Origin of the sequence: Sphingobacterium detergens, assembly GCF_003610355.1 — a bacterium.
Taxonomy (GTDB): Bacteria; Bacteroidota; Bacteroidia; order Sphingobacteriales; family Sphingobacteriaceae; genus Sphingobacterium; species Sphingobacterium detergens.
Genome location: NZ_RAPY01000001.1, coordinates 1724112 through 1741249, shown reverse-complemented (window position 1 = coordinate 1741249; position 17138 = coordinate 1724112). Strand labels below are relative to the sequence as shown.

Annotated in this window: 20 protein-coding genes; 5 read left to right on the top strand and 15 right to left on the bottom strand. The window is 38.7% G+C overall.

The features are described 5' to 3' along the window. Positions 1-10 precede the first annotated feature (10 nt). Positions 11-433: a type II 3-dehydroquinate dehydratase gene (gene aroQ, locus DFQ12_RS07590; RefSeq protein ID WP_120258354.1), complete on the top strand. Its 423-nt coding sequence runs from the start codon at positions 11-13 to the stop codon at positions 431-433. Between the two features lie 155 nt (positions 434-588). On the opposite strand, the gene DFQ12_RS07585 is transcribed toward aroQ, so the two are convergent. From DFQ12_RS07585 to DFQ12_RS07565, 5 genes are read right to left on the bottom strand one after another with little or no spacing between them, the layout of a single operon-like run. Further along, positions 589-1563, bottom strand: coding sequence for a bifunctional riboflavin kinase/FAD synthetase (locus tag DFQ12_RS07585; protein ID WP_120258353.1), 975 nt, complete (start codon positions 1561-1563; stop codon positions 589-591). 55 nt (positions 1564-1618) lie between these two features. After that, complete coding sequence (truB, locus tag DFQ12_RS07580; RefSeq protein ID WP_120258352.1) at positions 1619-2341, bottom strand: tRNA pseudouridine(55) synthase TruB; 723 nt, start codon at positions 2339-2341, stop codon at positions 1619-1621. 9 nt (positions 2342-2350) lie between these two features. Next, entirely contained in the window at positions 2351-3145 is a 795-nt protein-coding gene (locus DFQ12_RS07575) for an undecaprenyl-diphosphate phosphatase (RefSeq protein ID WP_120258351.1), read from the bottom strand. 15 nt (positions 3146-3160) lie between these two features. After that, positions 3161-3406 (bottom strand): DUF3098 domain-containing protein, encoded by a 246-nt coding sequence (locus DFQ12_RS07570; RefSeq protein WP_120258350.1) that lies wholly within the window; start codon positions 3404-3406, stop codon positions 3161-3163. 2 nt (positions 3407-3408) lie between these two features. Continuing rightward, positions 3409-4287, bottom strand: a complete 879-nt coding sequence (locus tag DFQ12_RS07565; RefSeq protein ID WP_120258349.1) for a cell division protein FtsX — start codon at positions 4285-4287, stop codon at positions 3409-3411. A gap of 218 nt (positions 4288-4505) precedes the next feature. On the opposite strand from DFQ12_RS07565, the gene leuS reads away from it, so the two are divergent. Continuing rightward, positions 4506-7289, top strand: a complete 2784-nt coding sequence (gene leuS, locus DFQ12_RS07560; protein WP_120258348.1) for a leucine--tRNA ligase — start codon at positions 4506-4508, stop codon at positions 7287-7289. 55 nt (positions 7290-7344) lie between these two features. On the opposite strand, the gene DFQ12_RS07555 is transcribed toward leuS, so the two are convergent. Continuing rightward, on the bottom strand, positions 7345-7626 hold the full coding sequence (locus DFQ12_RS07555; protein ID WP_120258347.1) for a GNAT family N-acetyltransferase: 282 nt from the start codon (positions 7624-7626) through the stop codon (positions 7345-7347). Positions 7627-7907: 281 nt separating this feature from the next. On the opposite strand from DFQ12_RS07555, the gene DFQ12_RS07550 reads away from it, so the two are divergent. Beyond that, positions 7908-8333, top strand: a complete 426-nt coding sequence (locus DFQ12_RS07550) for a cold-shock protein (RefSeq protein ID WP_120258346.1) — start codon at positions 7908-7910, stop codon at positions 8331-8333. Between the two features lie 136 nt (positions 8334-8469). On the opposite strand, the gene DFQ12_RS07545 is transcribed toward DFQ12_RS07550, so the two are convergent. The 3 genes from DFQ12_RS07545 to DFQ12_RS07540 all read right to left on the bottom strand — a co-directional run bounded on the left by DFQ12_RS07545 (position 8470) and on the right by DFQ12_RS07540 (position 9513). Beyond that, a complete protein-coding gene (locus tag DFQ12_RS07545) occupies positions 8470-8760 on the bottom strand; it encodes an RNA polymerase alpha subunit C-terminal domain-containing protein (RefSeq protein WP_120258345.1) in 291 nt (96 codons plus the stop codon). A gap of 163 nt (positions 8761-8923) precedes the next feature. Further along, the gene (locus tag DFQ12_RS27915; protein ID WP_147420351.1) at positions 8924-9370 is read right to left on the bottom strand and encodes a hypothetical protein; all 447 of its coding nucleotides are present in this window, start codon (positions 9368-9370) and stop codon (positions 8924-8926) included. After that, positions 9325-9513, bottom strand: coding sequence for a hypothetical protein (locus DFQ12_RS07540; RefSeq protein WP_120258344.1), 189 nt, complete (start codon positions 9511-9513; stop codon positions 9325-9327). The genes DFQ12_RS27915 and DFQ12_RS07540 overlap by 46 nt, the downstream gene beginning before the upstream one ends. A gap of 58 nt (positions 9514-9571) precedes the next feature. Here DFQ12_RS07540 and DFQ12_RS07535 point away from each other — a divergent pair, with 58 nt between their 5' ends. Further along, complete coding sequence (locus tag DFQ12_RS07535) at positions 9572-10153, top strand: TetR/AcrR family transcriptional regulator (RefSeq protein ID WP_120258343.1); 582 nt, start codon at positions 9572-9574, stop codon at positions 10151-10153. Between the two features lie 48 nt (positions 10154-10201). Here DFQ12_RS07535 and DFQ12_RS07530 read toward each other — a convergent pair whose 3' ends face one another. Further along, a complete protein-coding gene (locus DFQ12_RS07530; RefSeq protein ID WP_120258342.1) occupies positions 10202-11047 on the bottom strand; it encodes a metallophosphoesterase in 846 nt (281 codons plus the stop codon). Beyond that, entirely contained in the window at positions 11044-11553 is a 510-nt protein-coding gene (locus tag DFQ12_RS07525; RefSeq protein ID WP_120258341.1) for a GNAT family N-acetyltransferase, read from the bottom strand. Before DFQ12_RS07525 ends, DFQ12_RS07530 begins: the two co-directional genes overlap by 4 nt. A gap of 117 nt (positions 11554-11670) precedes the next feature. On the opposite strand from DFQ12_RS07525, the gene DFQ12_RS07520 reads away from it, so the two are divergent. Then, positions 11671-12150: an SRPBCC family protein gene (locus tag DFQ12_RS07520; RefSeq protein ID WP_120258340.1), complete on the top strand. Its 480-nt coding sequence runs from the start codon at positions 11671-11673 to the stop codon at positions 12148-12150. A gap of 42 nt (positions 12151-12192) precedes the next feature. Here the strand turns inward: DFQ12_RS07520 and DFQ12_RS07515 are convergent, their stop codons facing one another. The 4 genes from DFQ12_RS07515 to hmpA all read right to left on the bottom strand — a co-directional run bounded on the left by DFQ12_RS07515 (position 12193) and on the right by hmpA (position 16929). Further along, positions 12193-12813, bottom strand: coding sequence for a hypothetical protein (locus DFQ12_RS07515; protein WP_120258339.1), 621 nt, complete (start codon positions 12811-12813; stop codon positions 12193-12195). Positions 12814-12821: 8 nt separating this feature from the next. Next, positions 12822-13484: a hypothetical protein gene (locus tag DFQ12_RS07510; RefSeq protein WP_120258338.1), complete on the bottom strand. Its 663-nt coding sequence runs from the start codon at positions 13482-13484 to the stop codon at positions 12822-12824. Between the two features lie 1689 nt (positions 13485-15173). Beyond that, positions 15174-15638, bottom strand: a complete 465-nt coding sequence (locus DFQ12_RS07505) for an RrF2 family transcriptional regulator (RefSeq protein ID WP_120258337.1) — start codon at positions 15636-15638, stop codon at positions 15174-15176. Between the two features lie 88 nt (positions 15639-15726). Next, entirely contained in the window at positions 15727-16929 is a 1203-nt protein-coding gene (hmpA, locus tag DFQ12_RS07500; protein ID WP_244211692.1) for an NO-inducible flavohemoprotein, read from the bottom strand. Positions 16930-17138: the final 209 nt, after the last annotated feature.

The following is a 17138-nucleotide window of genomic DNA, read 5'->3' as shown; positions in this document are numbered from 1 at the left end:
CTAAATACCGATGAAAAAAATCCTTGTATTAAATGGCCCAAACTTAAATCTATTGGGTGTTAGGGAAAAGTCAATCTATGGAAGTCAGGATTTCTTGAGTTATTTTGAGGAATTAAAGACACGTTTTTCTACAGTTCAATTGGAATATTTTCAGAGTAATTCTGAGGGCAAGTTAATTGATAAAATTCATGAGGTCGGTTTCGCATATGATGGCATTGTAATGAACGCTGGAGCATATACCCATACATCTATTGCCATTGGAGATGCTATTGCTGCTGTTCAGACTCCAGTTATTGAAGTTCATATCAGCAATGTCCATCAACGGGAAGAATTTCGACATCATTCCTTTTTGGCTAAAAACTGTAAGGGGGTAATCTGTGGCTTTGGGTTGGATAGTTACAGACTTGGCATCGAAGCTCTTTTAGTTTTGTAGGTACTTCGTTTACTTCTAGAACATCTGTGCTGAGCGGAGTGAAAAGGGGGGGATGAGATGATGTGACAGCAATGAGGATCAGAAAGAATATGTTAGTTATAAAAAGAATAGGCGGGAATTCCCGCCTATTCTTTTAACTGTATCGCCTTTAGATTTTATCCAATAAGACTTCTTATTTCTACTTCATCTGCTTTGATTTGCGCTTTCATTTCCTCTAGTGAGTCAAAACGTTCATCATGGCGGATAAAATGCAGGAATTTAACACGGAGGGTCTTGCCGTAGATATCCTGATCAAAATCAAATAGACTGATTTCAATCGCACGATTCATTCCGTCAACCGTAGGCCTTGTGCCAATATAACCCATGCCTTTAGCGATAGAAATAGGATTTTCTTCTTTATACTCGCCTGTAGTAATATTCTGGATCTGATTGTATATATAAACCTCAACTGCGTATATGCCATAAGCAGGAATTAATTTATGCGGCTCATGTACCTGTAAATTGGCTGTAGGAAATCCAATGGTGCGCCCGATTTGATCCCCTCGGATCACAGTCCCTGTCAATTCAAAAGGATAACCTAAATATAGGTTGGCTGTTTTGATATCACCTTTAATCAATGCCTCACGCACACGGGTGGAAGAGACTGCGATGTCATTGATATCCTGTTCCGGGATCTCGTCTACACTATAGTCAAATATGGACGCAAACTGTTCCAAATCGCCTAATGTGCCCTTGCGATCTTTTCCAAAATGATGATCATATCCGATAACGATTTTTTTGGTACCCAATTTACCTACAAGCACATTGCTAATATATTCTTCAGGAGTTTGATTGGAAAAATCACGGGAGAAGGGGATAATGATAAGATGGTCAATACCGACCTTGCTTAGTTGGCTTACCTTTTCCTCAATATCATTTATTAAACGTAAGCTATCATCATCTGGGTTAATAATTAACCGGGGATGCGGGAAAAAGGTGAGTAATATGGTTTCGCCGTTAACTTTTTGAGCAGCTTCTTTTAAGTGGACCAATATTTTTTGATGGCCAATATGAACACCATCAAAAGTACCGATGGTAACTACTGCATTTTCAACGGGGGAGAAATCTTCTAAACTTCTGTAGATTTTCATTTATTGGATTTTTTGCAAAAATAAGATAAAGAATCAATAAAGTGCAGCGATGGCTTTATTTAATGATTTCCTTATGACGTTTTATTTCGGCGATAAGCTGTTCAAGATTCCAGGCGGATTCAACCGTATAATCACCACTTTTGGTGCGTCTTAAAGAACTTAGGTGGGATCCACTATGCAATACTTTTCCAAAGTCGTATGCTAATGATCTGATGTAAGTGCCTTTTGAACAAGAAATGCGAAAATGCACATTCGGGAGTTCAATCTTCTCAATTTCAAAGCTATTGATCCGTACCTGGCGAGATTTTATTTCAACCTCTTCACCGCGACGAGCTTTTGCATAGACACGTTCACCATTGATCTTTATGGCAGAATGCGCTGGAGGAAACTGTTGTATGTCACCTTCAAAGGTCTTTGCCGCATCAAAGATCATTTGTTCAGTAATATGATCGATAGGGAATAACTCTTCAATTTCTGTTTCAAGGTCATAGGAGGGGGTGGTTCCGCCCAATGTAATTGTCCCTGTATATTCTTTGTCTTCGGCCTGGTAGCTGTCGATCTTTTTTGTCAACTTACCTGTGCAGACAATTAGCAAGCCCGTTGCTAAGGGGTCCAATGTGCCTGCATGGCCGACTTTTAATTTTAATGGTTTCAATGAGTTTCTGACTTTCCCAACAACGTCGAAACTTGTCCATGTTAAAGGTTTATCAATCAACAACATTTCGCCTTCAGCAAAATTAAACCTTGCTGAGCTTTCACCAACCTCTATATTCTCCATGAAAAAATTTTAGATAATTTGTAAACTATGCCCCGAAAGAAGTAATGCGAGAATTACAACTCCAACAACTATTCTATACCATCCGAAGGCCTTAAAACCATATTTGGTTAAAAATCCAATAAAAGATTTGATTGCAACAATTGCGACAACAAAACCAATGAGGTTACCTACAATAAGAAGGTTAAGCTCTTCGCCTGTAAATGTATTTCCTTCTTTGAAGAATTTCAGGAGTTTAACAGCTGAAGCGCCAAACATCATCGGTAAAGCCAGAAAGAATGAAAATTCTGCAGCTGCTTTACGTGTTAATTTTTCGGCCATACCGCCGATAATGGTACTCGCGGATCGGGATGTGCCGGGAATCAAAGCCAGACATTGGTATACACCAATCATAAAGGCCTGCTTGTAAGAGACGTTGTCCGAATCTTCAACAGTAGGTTTATTAAACCATTTATCAACAAAAAGCAGGACAACACCACCGATTACCAGCATAATCGCAACCATCAGTGGGCTTTCCAAAAGTGAATCGATAAAATCGTTGAAAAGTAATCCAAGTATCGATGCTGGAATAGCAGCGATCACCAACTTGTAGTAAAATGAAAGCGATTTAAAGAATCGCTTATAATATAAAACGAGAACGGATAAAATCGTTCCCAATTGAATGACAATTGTAAATAATTTAACAAAGGCTGAGGGCTGAATACCCATCAGTGCAGTTGCTATAATCATGTGACCTGTAGAGGAGACAGGCAAAAACTCCGTTAATCCTTCGATGATAGCAAGGATTATAGCTTCAATAATAGACATCTGTTTTTTATAAGATTATTCTTCAGTTTTAGTTGTTTTGGGGCGATATAAGATCGCTACAAATCCCAATGCAAAGCCGAGAACGACTACAATTGGCGCCAAAGTGATTTTGGTAAAACTATAGATATCAGTTTCACCGGACATCAGCGCAAAACCAATGACGACAAGAACCAAGCTAGCTATAAAAAGCTGATAATTTACTTTTGAAAATACGAAGGAACCTTTATTTACAGATTCAGTAGATTTCTTTATTTGAGCCATTTTTATCTATATAAATCGTTAGATTGAGCTTTTAAATATTTAGTTACAGCGAAGTAGGTACTAAGCCCTGAGATTAAAATCCCGATGCAGATAACACCTAAGAAGATGATTGCAAACTCAAACCAGTTGCGTAAAAAGACCAATTCAGGTATTTGTTGTTGCGCTAATTTGAGCGTCAATATCAATAGTAGAATCGCAATCAGTGAACCCAGCAAACCATGGATAATACCATAAGTGATAAAAGGTTTACGAATAAAGTTTTTGGTCGCACCGATTAATTGCATGCTTTTAATTAAGAAACGCTGCGAGTAAATAGCCAAACGTATGGTATTGTTAATTAGGGCGACAGCGATGATCAATAAAATAACAGCAAAGGCCAAAACAATCATACCGATGATGCGTACGTTTTTATTGACCATATCAATCAATGATTCCTGATAGACAACCTCTTTTATTTTGTTGTTTTTAGAGATTTTTTCGATGAAAGTCTTGATGCTATCCGTATTGGCATAATTCTCCTTCATATAGACATCTAATGATGGCAATAATGGGTTGTGCCCAAGGTACTGTACAAAATCTTCACCAAGATCTTCTTTCAGGTTTTTGGCAGCAATTTCTTTGCTGATATACACTGAGCGAAGAACATAAGGGTCTTTTTCAAGATCTTTTTGCAAAGAAAGTACATCACCTTCACTGGTGCCATCATTTACAATGACATTCAGGACAATGTTTTCTTTAACGTACTTTGAAAGATTTTTAGCGTGCACCAATAATAAGCCTAACATACCTGTTACCAATAGTACCAGTGCTATACTGATAACTGTGGATACATATACAGACTTTGTTTTTCTTTTTTGTGTGCTTAATTCGTATTCTGACATAATAAGCAAAAATTTATTTGCGAAAGTAACTAATTGAGCGGAAGATTTCGAATTTATCTTGTAATTACTTTGATAAAAATCAATTCGAATTTAGTTTTCTACCTATGTTTAAATAACTTTTCAATACTAGAATTTATTGTTCAAACTACAAAACTTTTATCACATTTCAGTATTAAAATCGTAATTTCGCAAGTCATAAAAATTCCTTACGAACAAAAATGGAGTATAATCACAAATCATTAGAGAAAAAGTGGCAGAAGTTTTGGGCGGACCATCAAACATATAAAACATCAGATGCGCATCAGAAGCCAAAATACTATGTGTTGGATATGTTTCCTTATCCATCTGGGGCAGGACTACATGTTGGTCATCCACTCGGATACATTGCTTCGGATATCTTTTCAAGATACAAACGACTAAAAGGCTTCAATGTACTGCATCCAATGGGTTATGATTCCTTTGGACTTCCTGCAGAGCAATATGCGATTCAAACGGGTCAACACCCTGCAGTTACAACTGAGGCAAATATCAATCGTTACCGCGAGCAGATGGACAACATCGGTTTCTCTTATGATTGGAGTAGAGAAGTTCGTACTTCTGAACCTGAATACTATAAATGGACGCAGTGGATTTTTATGAAATCATTCGGTTCTTGGTATAATAAAGAGACGGATAAAGCAGAAGCCATTGATACATTGATTACGAAATTTTCCACAAATGGTTCTGCTGCTGTTCAAGCTGTTTCTGATGAAGATGTATTAGAATTCACTTCGGAAGAATGGAAATCTTTTGATGAAGAAAAACAACAACGTGAGTTGTTAAAGTATCGTATTGCTTATCTACGCGAGAGCACGGTCAATTGGTGTGCTGCTTTAGGGACAGTATTGGCTAATGATGAGGTAATCAACGGTGTGTCCGAGCGTGGAGGGTATCCTGTGGAGCAAAAGAAGATGATGCAATGGTCAATGCGTATCACTGCTTATGCCGATCGTCTATTAAAAGGTTTGGATACCATTGATTGGCCAGAGCCCTTGGTAGAAATGCAACGTAACTGGATCGGAAAATCCGTTGGAGCTTCGGTTAAATTCCCAGTTCCACAGTTGGACGCCGCAATTGAAGTCTTTACAACACGTGTGGATACTATTTTCGGTGTTTCATTTGTCGTTTTGGCACCTGAACATGAATTGGTTGCAGCGTTGACAACAGCTGAACAAAAAGCTGAAGTTGAAGCTTATATTGAGAAGACCTCAAAAAAATCTGAACTAGATCGTATGGCCGATACCAAAACAGTATCGGGAGCCTTTACAGGTTCATTTGCTAAACACCCTATTTCAGGCCGTGATGTGCAGATCTGGATTGCAGATTATGTTTTGGCGGGATATGGCACAGGGGCGGTTATGGCTGTACCTAGTGGCGATCAACGTGATTATGTTTTTGCCAAGCATTTTAATTTAGAAATTATTCCGATTTCGGATACACAGCAGATTGAAGAAGAGGCTGATCCGAATAAGGATGGAAAATATATCAATTCTGATTTTATCAACGGTATGACTTATCAGGAGGCTGTGCCTGCGCTGATTGCGAAGCTGGAAGAATTGAAATTAGGTAAAGCGAAGATCAATTTCCGCATGCGCGATGCGATTTTTGGTCGTCAACGTTATTGGGGCGAACCTGTTCCAGTCTACTTTAAAAATGGTCTACCATACCTTATTAAAGAAGAAGAACTACCCTTATTATTACCTGAGGTTGATAAATACCTGCCAACAGAGTCTGGGGAACCTCCTTTAGGGCGTGCTAAAGACTGGAAATATGAGGATCAGTATGAATATGAGTTGAGTACAATGCCGGGTTGGGCAGGTTCTTCATGGTATTGGTTTAGATACATGGATCCAAAGAATGAGGGTAACTTTGCTTCAAAAGAAGCTGTTGACTACTGGAAAGCTGTTGATTTATACATTGGCGGTTCAGAACATGCTACAGGTCACTTGTTATATTCACGTTTTTGGAATAAGTTTTTAAAAGATCTTGGCTATCATAATGAGGAAGAACCATTCCGGAAATTGATTAACCAAGGTATGATTCAAGGGCGTTCAAATTTTGTCTACCGTGTACTCGATGAAGAGGGCAGAGGAACCAATCAATTTGTGTCCTATGGCTTGAGAAACGATTACAATACAATTCCTTTGCATGTCGATGTTAATATCGTATCGAATGATGTTTTGGATCTTGAAAAATTCAAAAACTTCAGGCCTGATTTTGCGAATGCTGAATTTGTTTTGGAAAACGGTAAATACATTTGTGGTAGCGAGGTGGAGAAAATGTCCAAGTCGAAATTCAATGTCGTTAATCCAGATGATATTATTGAGACTTATGGCGCTGATACCTTGCGTCTTTACGAAATGTTTTTGGGTCCGTTGGAGCAAGCCAAACCATGGAATACCAATGGTATCGAAGGTGTCTACAAGTTTCTAAAGAAAGTATGGCGCCTGTTTCACGATGCCGAAGGTAATTTTAATGTATCGGATGAAGAGCCTTCCAAAGCTGAGTTCAAAGCTTTACATAAGATTATTAAGAAAGTGGAAGATGATATCGAGCGTTTTTCGTTCAATACATCTGTTTCGGCCTTTATGATCTGTGTGAATGAATTGACCGATTTGAAATGCAATAAACGCCAGATATTGGAGCAACTTGTTATTGTTCTTCAATCTTATGCACCACATATTACAGAGGAATTGTGGAATTTATTGGGGCATGAGGCAGGTACACTTTCTCAGGCAACTTATCCTACGTTCAAACCGGAATATCTAGTCGAGTCTGAATTTGCTTATCCAGTTTCTTTCAATGGTAAAATGAAGTTTAATCTATCACTTGCATTGGATTTAGATCAACAAACTGTTGAAGAAATGATCAAGGCACATGCCGATGTACAAAGACATCTAGACGGTAAGCCAATTAAGAAGATTATTTTTGTAAAAGGGAAAATAATCAATATTGTAGCTTAGTCTATACAGTTATCAAAAATAAAAGCCATTTTGTCCCAGTGATAAAATGGCTTTTTTATGCTAATACATCCTGAAAGGCAATTGTTTTGTCAAAAATTGATTTTGCATAAGGACAATTCGGGACAATCTTGGCATCGTTTTTCCGAGCATAGTCTACGGCTTCAAGAACGAGTTTTTTGCCGACACTCATTCCTTTATATTCGTCATAGACCTCGGTATGGTCTATGGAAAACTCGTACTCACTCTGCCAGGTATATTCCAAAATCCCGGCCTCATTATTTTCCACTTCAGCAATGAAATTACCTCTGTCGTCTCTTTCGATATTTTTTACTTCCATAGTGTTTTTTTCAAAATAACGTCCAAAAGATATTTTTGTTTTATGAAAACGCTCAAATTTTGTGTTGCTATGTAGACTATATGTCTGTTATTATGATAGACGGAGCTTCTCCGAATTGAGGCTGTATGGCTATAAGATGTATTATAGGATGTCGTTGATTTCTCCTATTTTTTTCGTACCTTTGCAATTATCTCCTTAGAACACCTCGCATTTTTATCTTTTCAACGAAGCTCTAAAGGTCCGACATCTCCTCGGGAACATTTTATTTTAATCCATATTGAATGAGCAAAAGCCAAATTACATTTAACAAAAAAGAACGAGAAAAAAAGAAATTACTCAAAAAACAACAAAAAATTGAGAAAAAAGAATTCAACAAAACAAACAATGACAAAGGAAAATCTTTGGAAGAACTGTTTGCTTATGTTGATGAACATGGGAATATCTCAGACAGACCTGCAATCAAATTGAAAGAAGGGGAGAGTCCAAGTATGTCATCGAACCACCAAGATGACTATTCTTTCGGAAAAGTTGTCCATTACAATACCGAATCCAACTATGGATTTATCAGAGATAATGAGACGCAACAATCTATTTATTTCAATGATCGTCTTGTTGGACAGAAATTGAATCTGAATCAGAAAGTTAAGTTTAAATTCAAAAGTGCAAAACAAGGTGCTCAGGTAACTGAAGTTTTGATCGAGTACTAGTAAACGAAGATTCCGCTTGTGTTAAAAGCGTTGAATAATAAAGCCCTCAAGCACTTCTAAGTAGCGAGAAACTATATGGAAGCCAATCGAGGGCTTATTTTTTGTTATCAACTGAGAGAATGGCCTTTGGAGCAGCCTACTCCTTAAATTTTAATCCCTTTTCCATTAAAGCCTGACTTAACAGGGGCAAGGAAGCCTTTCCGAGGCCATGGAGCTTCAGTAGGTCCTTCACCGAGTACTGAGCTAGCTTTTCAAGTTGATCTATACCATGGCTTAACAGTGCATTTCTAGCGGGGCTACCCAAAAGAGCTAGAAAACCATCTTCGGGTTTCTTTTCCTTTTCGCATATTGGGCATGTTGGGCAGTCTGTACTCTTATAGAAGCTGTGCCCATTACTACATGTTCTTTTGGTTTTGATTCTTGTCATATGACCTACATCTGCTAATTAATTACAATATCAACACTATTTTTCAATTATAGTTTATACTTTTTGCCATTTGAAGGTCTGTTTACCAATAAGATATTCTGGCGGGAACTTTTCTGAGTGTATATTCTATATTATTCCAGAACGTGTTTTTATTAGCTGTGGTTTAATTTTGTTTGCAAATCACATGATTGGTTCCATCGGAATTTTTTCTGATATAACGGGGCTGATGGAATAAAAAGTAAAATAGTCCTCCCATAAAATAGGCAATGACGTCATAGGGATCCCCCGTATTGTAGTCTGTGTAGTTAGGCATGACGTACTCAAATAGTAGTGATACAATAGCCGATATCAACCAGATTTGGTATAATGGATATCCATGCGGTTTTCCTTTATTGAATAGAAAGCTTCCCGTAATAGATGCGACATGAACAATAATAGGGACAAAGACAAGGTCAGTAAGCCAGCTGTTTAAAAATGGAATAGGAAAATGCTGTAGCCGTGTAAATCGAATAAAGAACCAGCATAACCAATAAAAAATAAATATACCGTCAAACAGATTCTTTACTAATGCGCAAAGGAAATGGCGATCAACATAGCTATTGCTCCGCATACCATCAACGTTAAAAACATAAAAAAAGCTGTCTGTTTGCCGAATTTTTTCCAGGGGCCATCATTTGGATGGGCCGGAATAAGCGTCTGCTTTAGATCTAGATATTGATTTTTTAGCCAACTTTCTTTCTTTTCGTCTTTCATATTATCTTAATTTATCATTCATGACACAAAATTAGAACAATTGTTCTAATTTTGTGTCATGAATACGAAAGAAAAAATTGTAGTGGCAGCGTTAGGGGTATATAATCGGGAGGGAATACGTACTGTTACGACACGACAGATTGCGCAGGAAATGGGTATTAGTGCTGGCAATCTCCATTATCACTTCAAACATACAGAAGATATTATCTTTACTATTTTTGAGCAGCTCCAGCGGGACTATGACGAAATGGTGGTTTTATTTGATCAGAAAGATACCACATTTCAGGAGTTGTTGCAGGAATTTACGGAGGGCTCTTATCTGTTGATCAATAAGTATAAGTTTATTTTTGTCAATTTCGTCGAGATCTGTACTTGGATACCCGCTATTGGGGATGCTTATCGGACTCTTGTTGCACGACGTGAGGAGCAGTTTATTTCTCTCTTTGAGCACTACTCCAAATTGGGAATGTTTAGACAGGATATACCAATAGCCATTCTGAAGGGTTTTGTACGTCAGATTTTTATTATATCAGATTTCTGGTATTCGAGTTTTGCGGTATTGGGCGGTCGATTTGAATCGGATGCGCTGGAAGACTATCGACAAACAATAGCGGTTGCTTTTTATCCATACCTCATTTAATTCCATAGGGTGTTTATTGAAGCATTAAACATGACCGTATCTCCGATCTTAGTCCTTTGTTAAGGTGAAAATGGTTATTTCAGGTCGTGCATTAAAGCGGACGGGGATACTATGACCGAGGCCCCTGTTGATGTAGAGGGTTCGGTTTCCAGAAAGTTTTTTAATACCCTGATCGTAGTTTTTGTTCGATACGGGGATAATCGGTGAACCCCAAAATGGGATCCGCACCTGCCCGGCATGTGTATGGCCTGATAAAATCCACCCTTCATAGCCATTCCATACATCCAGATCAGCAACATCGGGGTTGTGGCAGAGGACAAGGCTCGCTTGGTTGCGGTTGTAGTTCTGCATAGTTTTTACAGGGTCAAAGTTTGTTCCCCAATAGTCGTCCATACCATAGAGCTGTAGACCATTTATATTCACACTTTCGTTTCTTAAAACAGTAATATCATACTTTTTTAGCAGTGTAGTGATTGAATCCGCTGCAGTACTGTCTTTAAAGGCTCTTCCATAATCATGATTTCCCAGGATGGCCAATGTCTGTAGTTTTCCTTTTGGTGCTAATTGCATGACTTCGTCGAGATCAGCGAGTGGGAGGGCATTGTGGACCAATCGGACAAAATCGCCTGTGTAAACAATAATGTCCGGATGTGTTATACCAACTTTCGCGAAGTTGTTTTTGATAAAATCTTTACTGACATAGTCGCCGATGTGGATGTCCGAAATCTGAACGAGCGTTTTCCCTTCAAGGTTGCTAGGGAGGTTTTTTATAGGGAGTTTTAGCTGTTCGAATTTGACCCAATGTGGTTCGATCTGCCAGGCATAATAACCGAGCAGAGCAGCGGCCAAGGTCAGGGTAATAAAGGCTTTTTTTAAAAAACGTTTCTTCTTCATTGTGTTTTGGCTAGCCAGTTTGATTTGGTGATTTGCATATTCAGGCCCTTCCAGGTTTCATTGCCGATTGACGTTTCAGTTGTGGCGCCTTCATTGATCTGAAACCCTACACCCTCATAACATTTTATTGCGTTCGTGTTCCAGTCATAAACGTTTAAATCCGCTTGATCGTAAGTGTTATCAACAAAGAGCAGTTTCAGCATCGCATTGATAGTTTTCTTACCATAGCCCTTATTTCTTTCGGTATTGTCAGCAATCAATATGCGGGATAATCGTGGTATACTTCTTTCAAAGTTCAATTCACAATGCCCAATAACGTTTTGTGTTTCTGTACTGACAATTTTATAGGGACGGCGTTGGGGATCGTTAATATACTTTTTTAATTGTTCGTCAGTCACTGGAAATGAAAAATATGGACCTGCGAACTGCAGGAGTTCTTCTGGAGATCTGATCCAGGAATTGAAGCGGTCGAAGTCAGCTTCTTCAAATGGAAGTAATGTGATCATAGCCTTCTTGTTATTGATATTAGATTGGAGGGTTAAATTAGATAATTGTTAGACTCTTTCCTAAGAAATTCGTGTTTTTTACGAAATTTGTTCCGAATTCACCGATAGCAAGATTTTATGCCAACACTTGTATTAGACACCACTGTAAATGCACCAATAGGGATAGTTTTTGATCTGGCCCGCAGTATAGACTTACACATGTATTCGACTGGAAAGACAAATGAGAAGGCGATCGCAGGTGTGACCAGTGGACTGATCGAAGCCGGACAGACCGTTCAGTGGCGGGCAAAACATCTGGGTGTATATCAAATGTTGACGGTGCGGATCACAAAAATGGAAAAACCCTATTTTTTCGAAGATAAAATGATACAGGGGGCATTTCAGTCGATGGACCATCAGCATCTTTTCGAAGAGCAGGCTGATGGTACGGTGCTGATGCGGGATGTGTTTAATTTTAGGGCGCCCCTGGGGCCTTTGGGGCGGTTTGCCGAATGGTCTTTCCTTACAGGTTATATGAGGCGATTTCTTGAAGAGCGGAACCATGTCATCAAGCTGGTTGCTGAATCAGGAGATTATAGCCGCTATCTCGAAGGGTAGGGTGGAGGATTTCTTTTTACATGCGGACTGTGTATAAGGAACTTAATGGTTTTTCGAAATGATGCTGAGGTTCGGGTTTTCCTCTAAAAGCTGTTCTTGTATAAAATCGAATGCACCTCTTTGGTTCATTGTCACCTGATGAATCTTGGAGAATTCATTGTAAAAATAGATGCGAAAACTATTCGGGCCACGGTGGTTCAGTATAATCTTGGTCTCTATACGGTGAATCTGACTGATCGGAATTTTTTTACTTCCAAAAAAAGGAAAAAATACAAGCTCATGCTCCTGAAAAAGGTACGGCGCAATAGTTGCATAGATGCGGACAAGTCTTCGGGTGTACCGCTGATAAATATCGAGATCACGGCTATTGAGACCTCGTAGGGCAATAATAAATTTCTGATTTTTGGCATAAACGCCCCAGCTGAGCCCGCCGAATAATACGCCGAAATAGACAAACAATGTACTCAAGAGCGGGAGGGACTTGTAAAAAAATGTCAGTTTATCTGAAGCAGCTGTCCACTTATCCAAAAAAATATAGAAGAAGAAGCCATAGCAAAAAAGAAACATCGCTATAAATAGTCCAATAATGGCATTGCGGACTTTGCAGATTTTCCTTATCTCCGTTTGTAAAAATGAACTGTTGGTGGACGAATAACTTTCCATATAATAAATTAATAGTGTGTAGGCTTGTCTTTTGTTCTCAAATACGAGGGTATCTGGTTCCGTGCGATGATCGTTAGATTTGGATTTTCCTCCAGAAGCTGTTTCTGTAGAAAATCGAAGGCAGCTATCTGGTGCATTGTTGTCTGATAGATTTTTGTAGCATCGTTATAAAAATAGATGTGGTAGCTGTATGTGTCGCGATAATTATGGACATATTTTGTTTCTATACGTTTGATCTGATTGATTGGAATCTTTTTACTTCCAAAAAGAGGAAAGAATATAAGTTCATTTTTACAGAAAATGTAGAGCGCAATGGCTGCATATCGCTGAGCAAGTACGCTTGTGTACCGTCGATAGATATCTAAGTCGTGACTGTCGAGCTGCTGTAGTACGCTAATATATTTTTGGTTTTTGATAGACAAGGCCCAACTTAATCCAGTAAATAGTATGGTCGGGAATAGGAATATTGTGTAAAGAGATATGGTGGGGCTATGGTAAACAGTCCGCTTGTCAGGGGTAGCCAGCCACCGGTCCGAAAAAACATATAACAAGATGACAAAGGAAATGAGAAAGATTGCCATAATGAAAGTGATCGCATTGTTACGGGCTTCTCTTATTTTCTTGATCTCGATCTGTATAAATAAACTGTCTTCAGCGGAATAATTATGCATATAATGAATTATGTAGTACAGCAAAGATAACAAGAAGTAAGATTGTTTGAATGTTACTGTGTTTAAAGTTTCCGCTGTAGTTTTCACTTTTGTTTGGACTTTATGATTTGGATTGTGTTTTATGGATGTGATTTTTCTGTTTATTTAAATGGTGTTATTTTACTGAAGAATAGTTTGTTTTGTCTTTTTTAATTATTTCCGGGCTGTTTTTTCATGTGGTAAATCTGGTGGTACTACACATGAAGCGCTTATGCCACTTATAAAATATTGTTAGTGTAACGTGTGGGGGTAACGCAAGCTAGTGGGTAGCTGCTGATGATCGTTTGCTCTGTGCAAACTGATTGGAGTATATCCATTTTTTATGGCTTTTAAGACATCTTTTGGTTTGAGCTATGTCTTGCTGCTCTTGTTGTCTGCAAAGGGCTCATGTCGCTTAAAAATGCAGTTAGATGAAAGTTGGTTATGACCTATGCTGGTGGGAAGCTGCTGATGAGCGTTTGCTCTGTACAAGCTGATTGGAGTATATCCATTTTTTATGGCTTTTAAGACATCTTTTGGTTTGAGCTATGTCTTGCTGCTCTTGTTGTCTGCAAAGGGCTTGTATCGCTTAAAAATGCGGTTAGATAAAGGGTGGCTGTGATGCATGCTGACGGATAGCTGGTGATGATCGTTTGCTCCGTGCTAGCTGATTGGAGTATACCTATTTTTTAAGGTTTTTAAGACATCTTTTGGTTTGAGCCATGTCTTGTGCTCTTGTTGTCTGCAAAGGGCTTGTGTCGTTTAAAAATGTGGTTAGATGAAAGGCAGGTGTGATGCAAGCTGACGGGTAACTGTTGATGATCATTTATTCCATTCGTTTGGAAATTGTGAAAGATGTTTTGTCTCAAGCAAGCAAGCAAGCAAGCAAGCAAGCAAGCAAGCAAGCAAGCAAGCAAGCAAGCAAGCAAGCAAGCAAGCAAGCAAAGTGTAGTAGAAATATACAGCTTTTGAAAAATGACATTTTAGATTGACTCGATGTAGGGGAGGTGGTTGTATTGAAGAAAAAGGTGTGGATAGAATTTTATCCATACCTTTTTTTAGTCGAAAACCGTAGTTTTTACTGTGTTTTATAGGTTATTTTTTTATTTATGTGATGTTTGTAAAGTGTTCTATTTTAAATGATAATATAATATGTTTTGTGAATTTTGTGTCAAAGCATGAAAATTATGTAAGAATACTATTTTGACCAATAATGCGCATGGTCTATGTGGTTTTAACCCATAAGAAATGCGCTTTTGAACCCTGTTATTTTAGCATTTTTTCGCAAATTGACCTACTCATTCACAGACTTATTCTTGATTAATGCATCGTTTACAGCTATTTAATGCAAACGGTATTGGACGGTAGGTAATGGTGTGAAGGAATACTTTATAGCTGTTCTTTTTAGGGAGAGACGGCTTCAGTACCTGCTATTATAGCTATAAGATCAAAAAGAGATAGGCTGCTGGTTATAGATGTTTTTAATTTATTTAAATTGCTTTATATCAATATAATTATGATGTTTATTTGTTTGTTTTGTTTATGATAACAAATCTCAATAAAGATAGGGCGTGAAAGACTGCAGCGACAATTGGAATCCTGGAAAGGCATCCATAATGGGGTGAAAAATATGTTATTTTGGACCTATCTCGTCCACTTTTGAGTGGCGCTTTAGTTGTCCTGGTCTGGCGTAATTTTGGATTTTGTCAGCAGGATTTTTCCTTTTATAAGGTCATCATTGAATTGGCCAACAGTTGTATTTTGAAGCATCTCCGATAGGCTATTGCGAATACTTTTAAACTCATGATGTAGCGGACAAGGATACTGTTCTGAGCAGAACTCCAGCCCCATTCCACAGCCCACAAAAAGGTTCTCTCCATCAATTGCTTTAACTACATCTGACAAAGGGGTAGACATATCGGATGCATCCAGATAGAACCCGCCACCAGGTCCTTTCATAGAACGAATAATACCGGCACGACTTAAATTTTGCAAGATTTTTCCGAGAAAGGCCTCTGGAGAATGGATATTTTCGGCGATTTCCTTTATGCCGACACGTTTGTTTTCTTGTGAACTCTGTGCGATAAAAAAAACTGCGCGAAGACCATATTCGCATGTTTTGGAGAAAATACCCATAATCTATTCTTGCTTTTCCACAAAGGTACAAAATCAAGAATAGCCATCCGCAATCCATGGAAAATTTACGGATGGCTATCACTGCTGCCTAGTTGAGCTGTAGGGAAGCTGGTCCAAACTCTTCAAAATGAATATGCTCGGTTTGGATACCTTGGCCTGTCAGATACTTGAAGTGTTTTTCTATAAAACCTGAGGGGCCGCACAAGTAGTAATTGGCTTTTTGTGGCAGATGATCCGAATCGATTTTAGCCAGATCTACCCAGCCCGGGAGATTGTCGCTGTTGCCTTCCTGGAGTTCATCGTAAAATGAGAAGCATCTGATATGCTCATGTTGTGTCTCAAGTGTCCTAAGTCTGTCTTTAAATGCGTGTAAATCACTATTTCTACAGCCATGAATCCATGTCACCGCATTTTGTCCCTTTGCCTTGATAAGTTGTTCCAGCATGGCCATCAACGGAGTCTGACCGACTCCGCCGCTGATAAACACATGTGGATGCTCGTTCTCAATCAGGTTGAAGGAGCCCGTAGGTGCTGTCAATTCCAGCTGTTTCCCCTCCTGAAAGTATTGATGTAAGTAGTTGCTGACCATGCCTTCCGGTTTTCCCAGGGGAGTTTCTTTTTTAACAGAAATACGAAGGTACTGACCATTACTGGCGTCGGATAGGCTGTATTGCCGCGGCTGGTAGAGTTGAAGCTCAGGTAGATACACACGTACACTTACATATTGGCCGGCAGTATGTTTTGGAAGTTGACCGCCATCAGTCGGAGCTAAGTAAATCGACTGGATTTCTTCGGTCTCCGAAACGATTTTAACGATGTTAAAAGGTTTCCAACCTGTCCAGCCACCTTCGTTTTGGACCATTTGGTCGTACATCTCTTTTTCGATACCGATCATCAGGTCGGCCAATTGAAAGTAGGCAACTTTCCATGCTTCGATGAGCTCATCTGTAGCAGCATCGCCCAATACCTCCTGGATGGAAGCCAATAGGTGCTTGCCAACAATCTGATAATGTTCAGGACGAATATTGAGACTACTGTGTTTTTGTCCGATGTGTTTGACAGCGGATAATAGTACACTTGGATTATCAATATGCTCCGCATAAGCCAATACAGCGGTGGCCAATGCCGTTTGCTGTTTTGCATTTTGCTGATTCCCCATATTGAATATATGCTTGAGCTCAGGATTGTGCGTAAACATGCGTTTGTAAAAATGGCTGGTTAGCGCAACACCGTGCTCCTTCAAAACGGGTATAGTGCCTTTGATTAAATCTTTTTGTGTTTCGGTAATCATAATAAAATATTTAAATACCTTTTTGTCTTTTATTTTAATAAAAAAAAGGAATGAAATGTGATTTTACCTCTTTTAGAGGTTGTTACTACTCCTTGATAGGGTACATTTGCAAATGACTATCGTAAGCAAAAATAGTAAAATTAAATAAAAGACAAAAATATCTTTTTATTTAATTTACTCACAAAATCATAGAACTATGTAGACTGTAA

Coding starts and splice junctions, on each gene's coding strand:
- hmpA (WP_244211692.1), bottom strand. CDS start 16,929: ATGATTACCGAAACACAAAAAGATTTAATCAAAGGCACTATACCCGTT.
- DFQ12_RS07565 (WP_120258349.1), bottom strand. CDS start 4,287: ATGTCAGAATACGAATTAAGCACACAAAAAAGAAAAACAAAGTCTGTA.
- truB (WP_120258352.1), bottom strand. CDS start 2,341: ATGGAGAATATAGAGGTTGGTGAAAGCTCAGCAAGGTTTAATTTTGCT.
- DFQ12_RS07545 (WP_120258345.1), bottom strand. CDS start 8,760: ATGACAAGAATCAAAACCAAAAGAACATGTAGTAATGGGCACAGCTTC.
- DFQ12_RS07550 (WP_120258346.1), top strand. CDS start 7,908: ATGAGCAAAAGCCAAATTACATTTAACAAAAAAGAACGAGAAAAAAAG.
- DFQ12_RS07555 (WP_120258347.1), bottom strand. CDS start 7,626: ATGGAAGTAAAAAATATCGAAAGAGACGACAGAGGTAATTTCATTGCT.
- leuS (WP_120258348.1), top strand. CDS start 4,506: ATGGAGTATAATCACAAATCATTAGAGAAAAAGTGGCAGAAGTTTTGG.
- DFQ12_RS07575 (WP_120258351.1), bottom strand. CDS start 3,145: ATGTCTATTATTGAAGCTATAATCCTTGCTATCATCGAAGGATTAACG.
- DFQ12_RS07515 (WP_120258339.1), bottom strand. CDS start 12,813: ATGGAAAGTTATTCGTCCACCAACAGTTCATTTTTACAAACGGAGATA.
- DFQ12_RS07585 (WP_120258353.1), bottom strand. CDS start 1,563: ATGAAAATCTACAGAAGTTTAGAAGATTTCTCCCCCGTTGAAAATGCA.
- DFQ12_RS07505 (WP_120258337.1), bottom strand. CDS start 15,638: ATGGGTATTTTCTCCAAAACATGCGAATATGGTCTTCGCGCAGTTTTT.
- DFQ12_RS07540 (WP_120258344.1), bottom strand. CDS start 9,513: ATGAAAGACGAAAAGAAAGAAAGTTGGCTAAAAAATCAATATCTAGAT.
- DFQ12_RS07520 (WP_120258340.1), top strand. CDS start 11,671: ATGCCAACACTTGTATTAGACACCACTGTAAATGCACCAATAGGGATA.
- DFQ12_RS07570 (WP_120258350.1), bottom strand. CDS start 3,406: ATGGCTCAAATAAAGAAATCTACTGAATCTGTAAATAAAGGTTCCTTC.
- DFQ12_RS07535 (WP_120258343.1), top strand. CDS start 9,572: ATGAATACGAAAGAAAAAATTGTAGTGGCAGCGTTAGGGGTATATAAT.
- aroQ (WP_120258354.1), top strand. CDS start 11: ATGAAAAAAATCCTTGTATTAAATGGCCCAAACTTAAATCTATTGGGT.
- DFQ12_RS07510 (WP_120258338.1), bottom strand. CDS start 13,484: ATGCATAATTATTCCGCTGAAGACAGTTTATTTATACAGATCGAGATC.
- DFQ12_RS07530 (WP_120258342.1), bottom strand. CDS start 11,047: ATGAAGAAGAAACGTTTTTTAAAAAAAGCCTTTATTACCCTGACCTTG.
- DFQ12_RS07525 (WP_120258341.1), bottom strand. CDS start 11,553: ATGATCACATTACTTCCATTTGAAGAAGCTGACTTCGACCGCTTCAAT.
- DFQ12_RS27915 (WP_147420351.1), bottom strand. CDS start 9,370: ATGCGGAGCAATAGCTATGTTGATCGCCATTTCCTTTGCGCATTAGTA.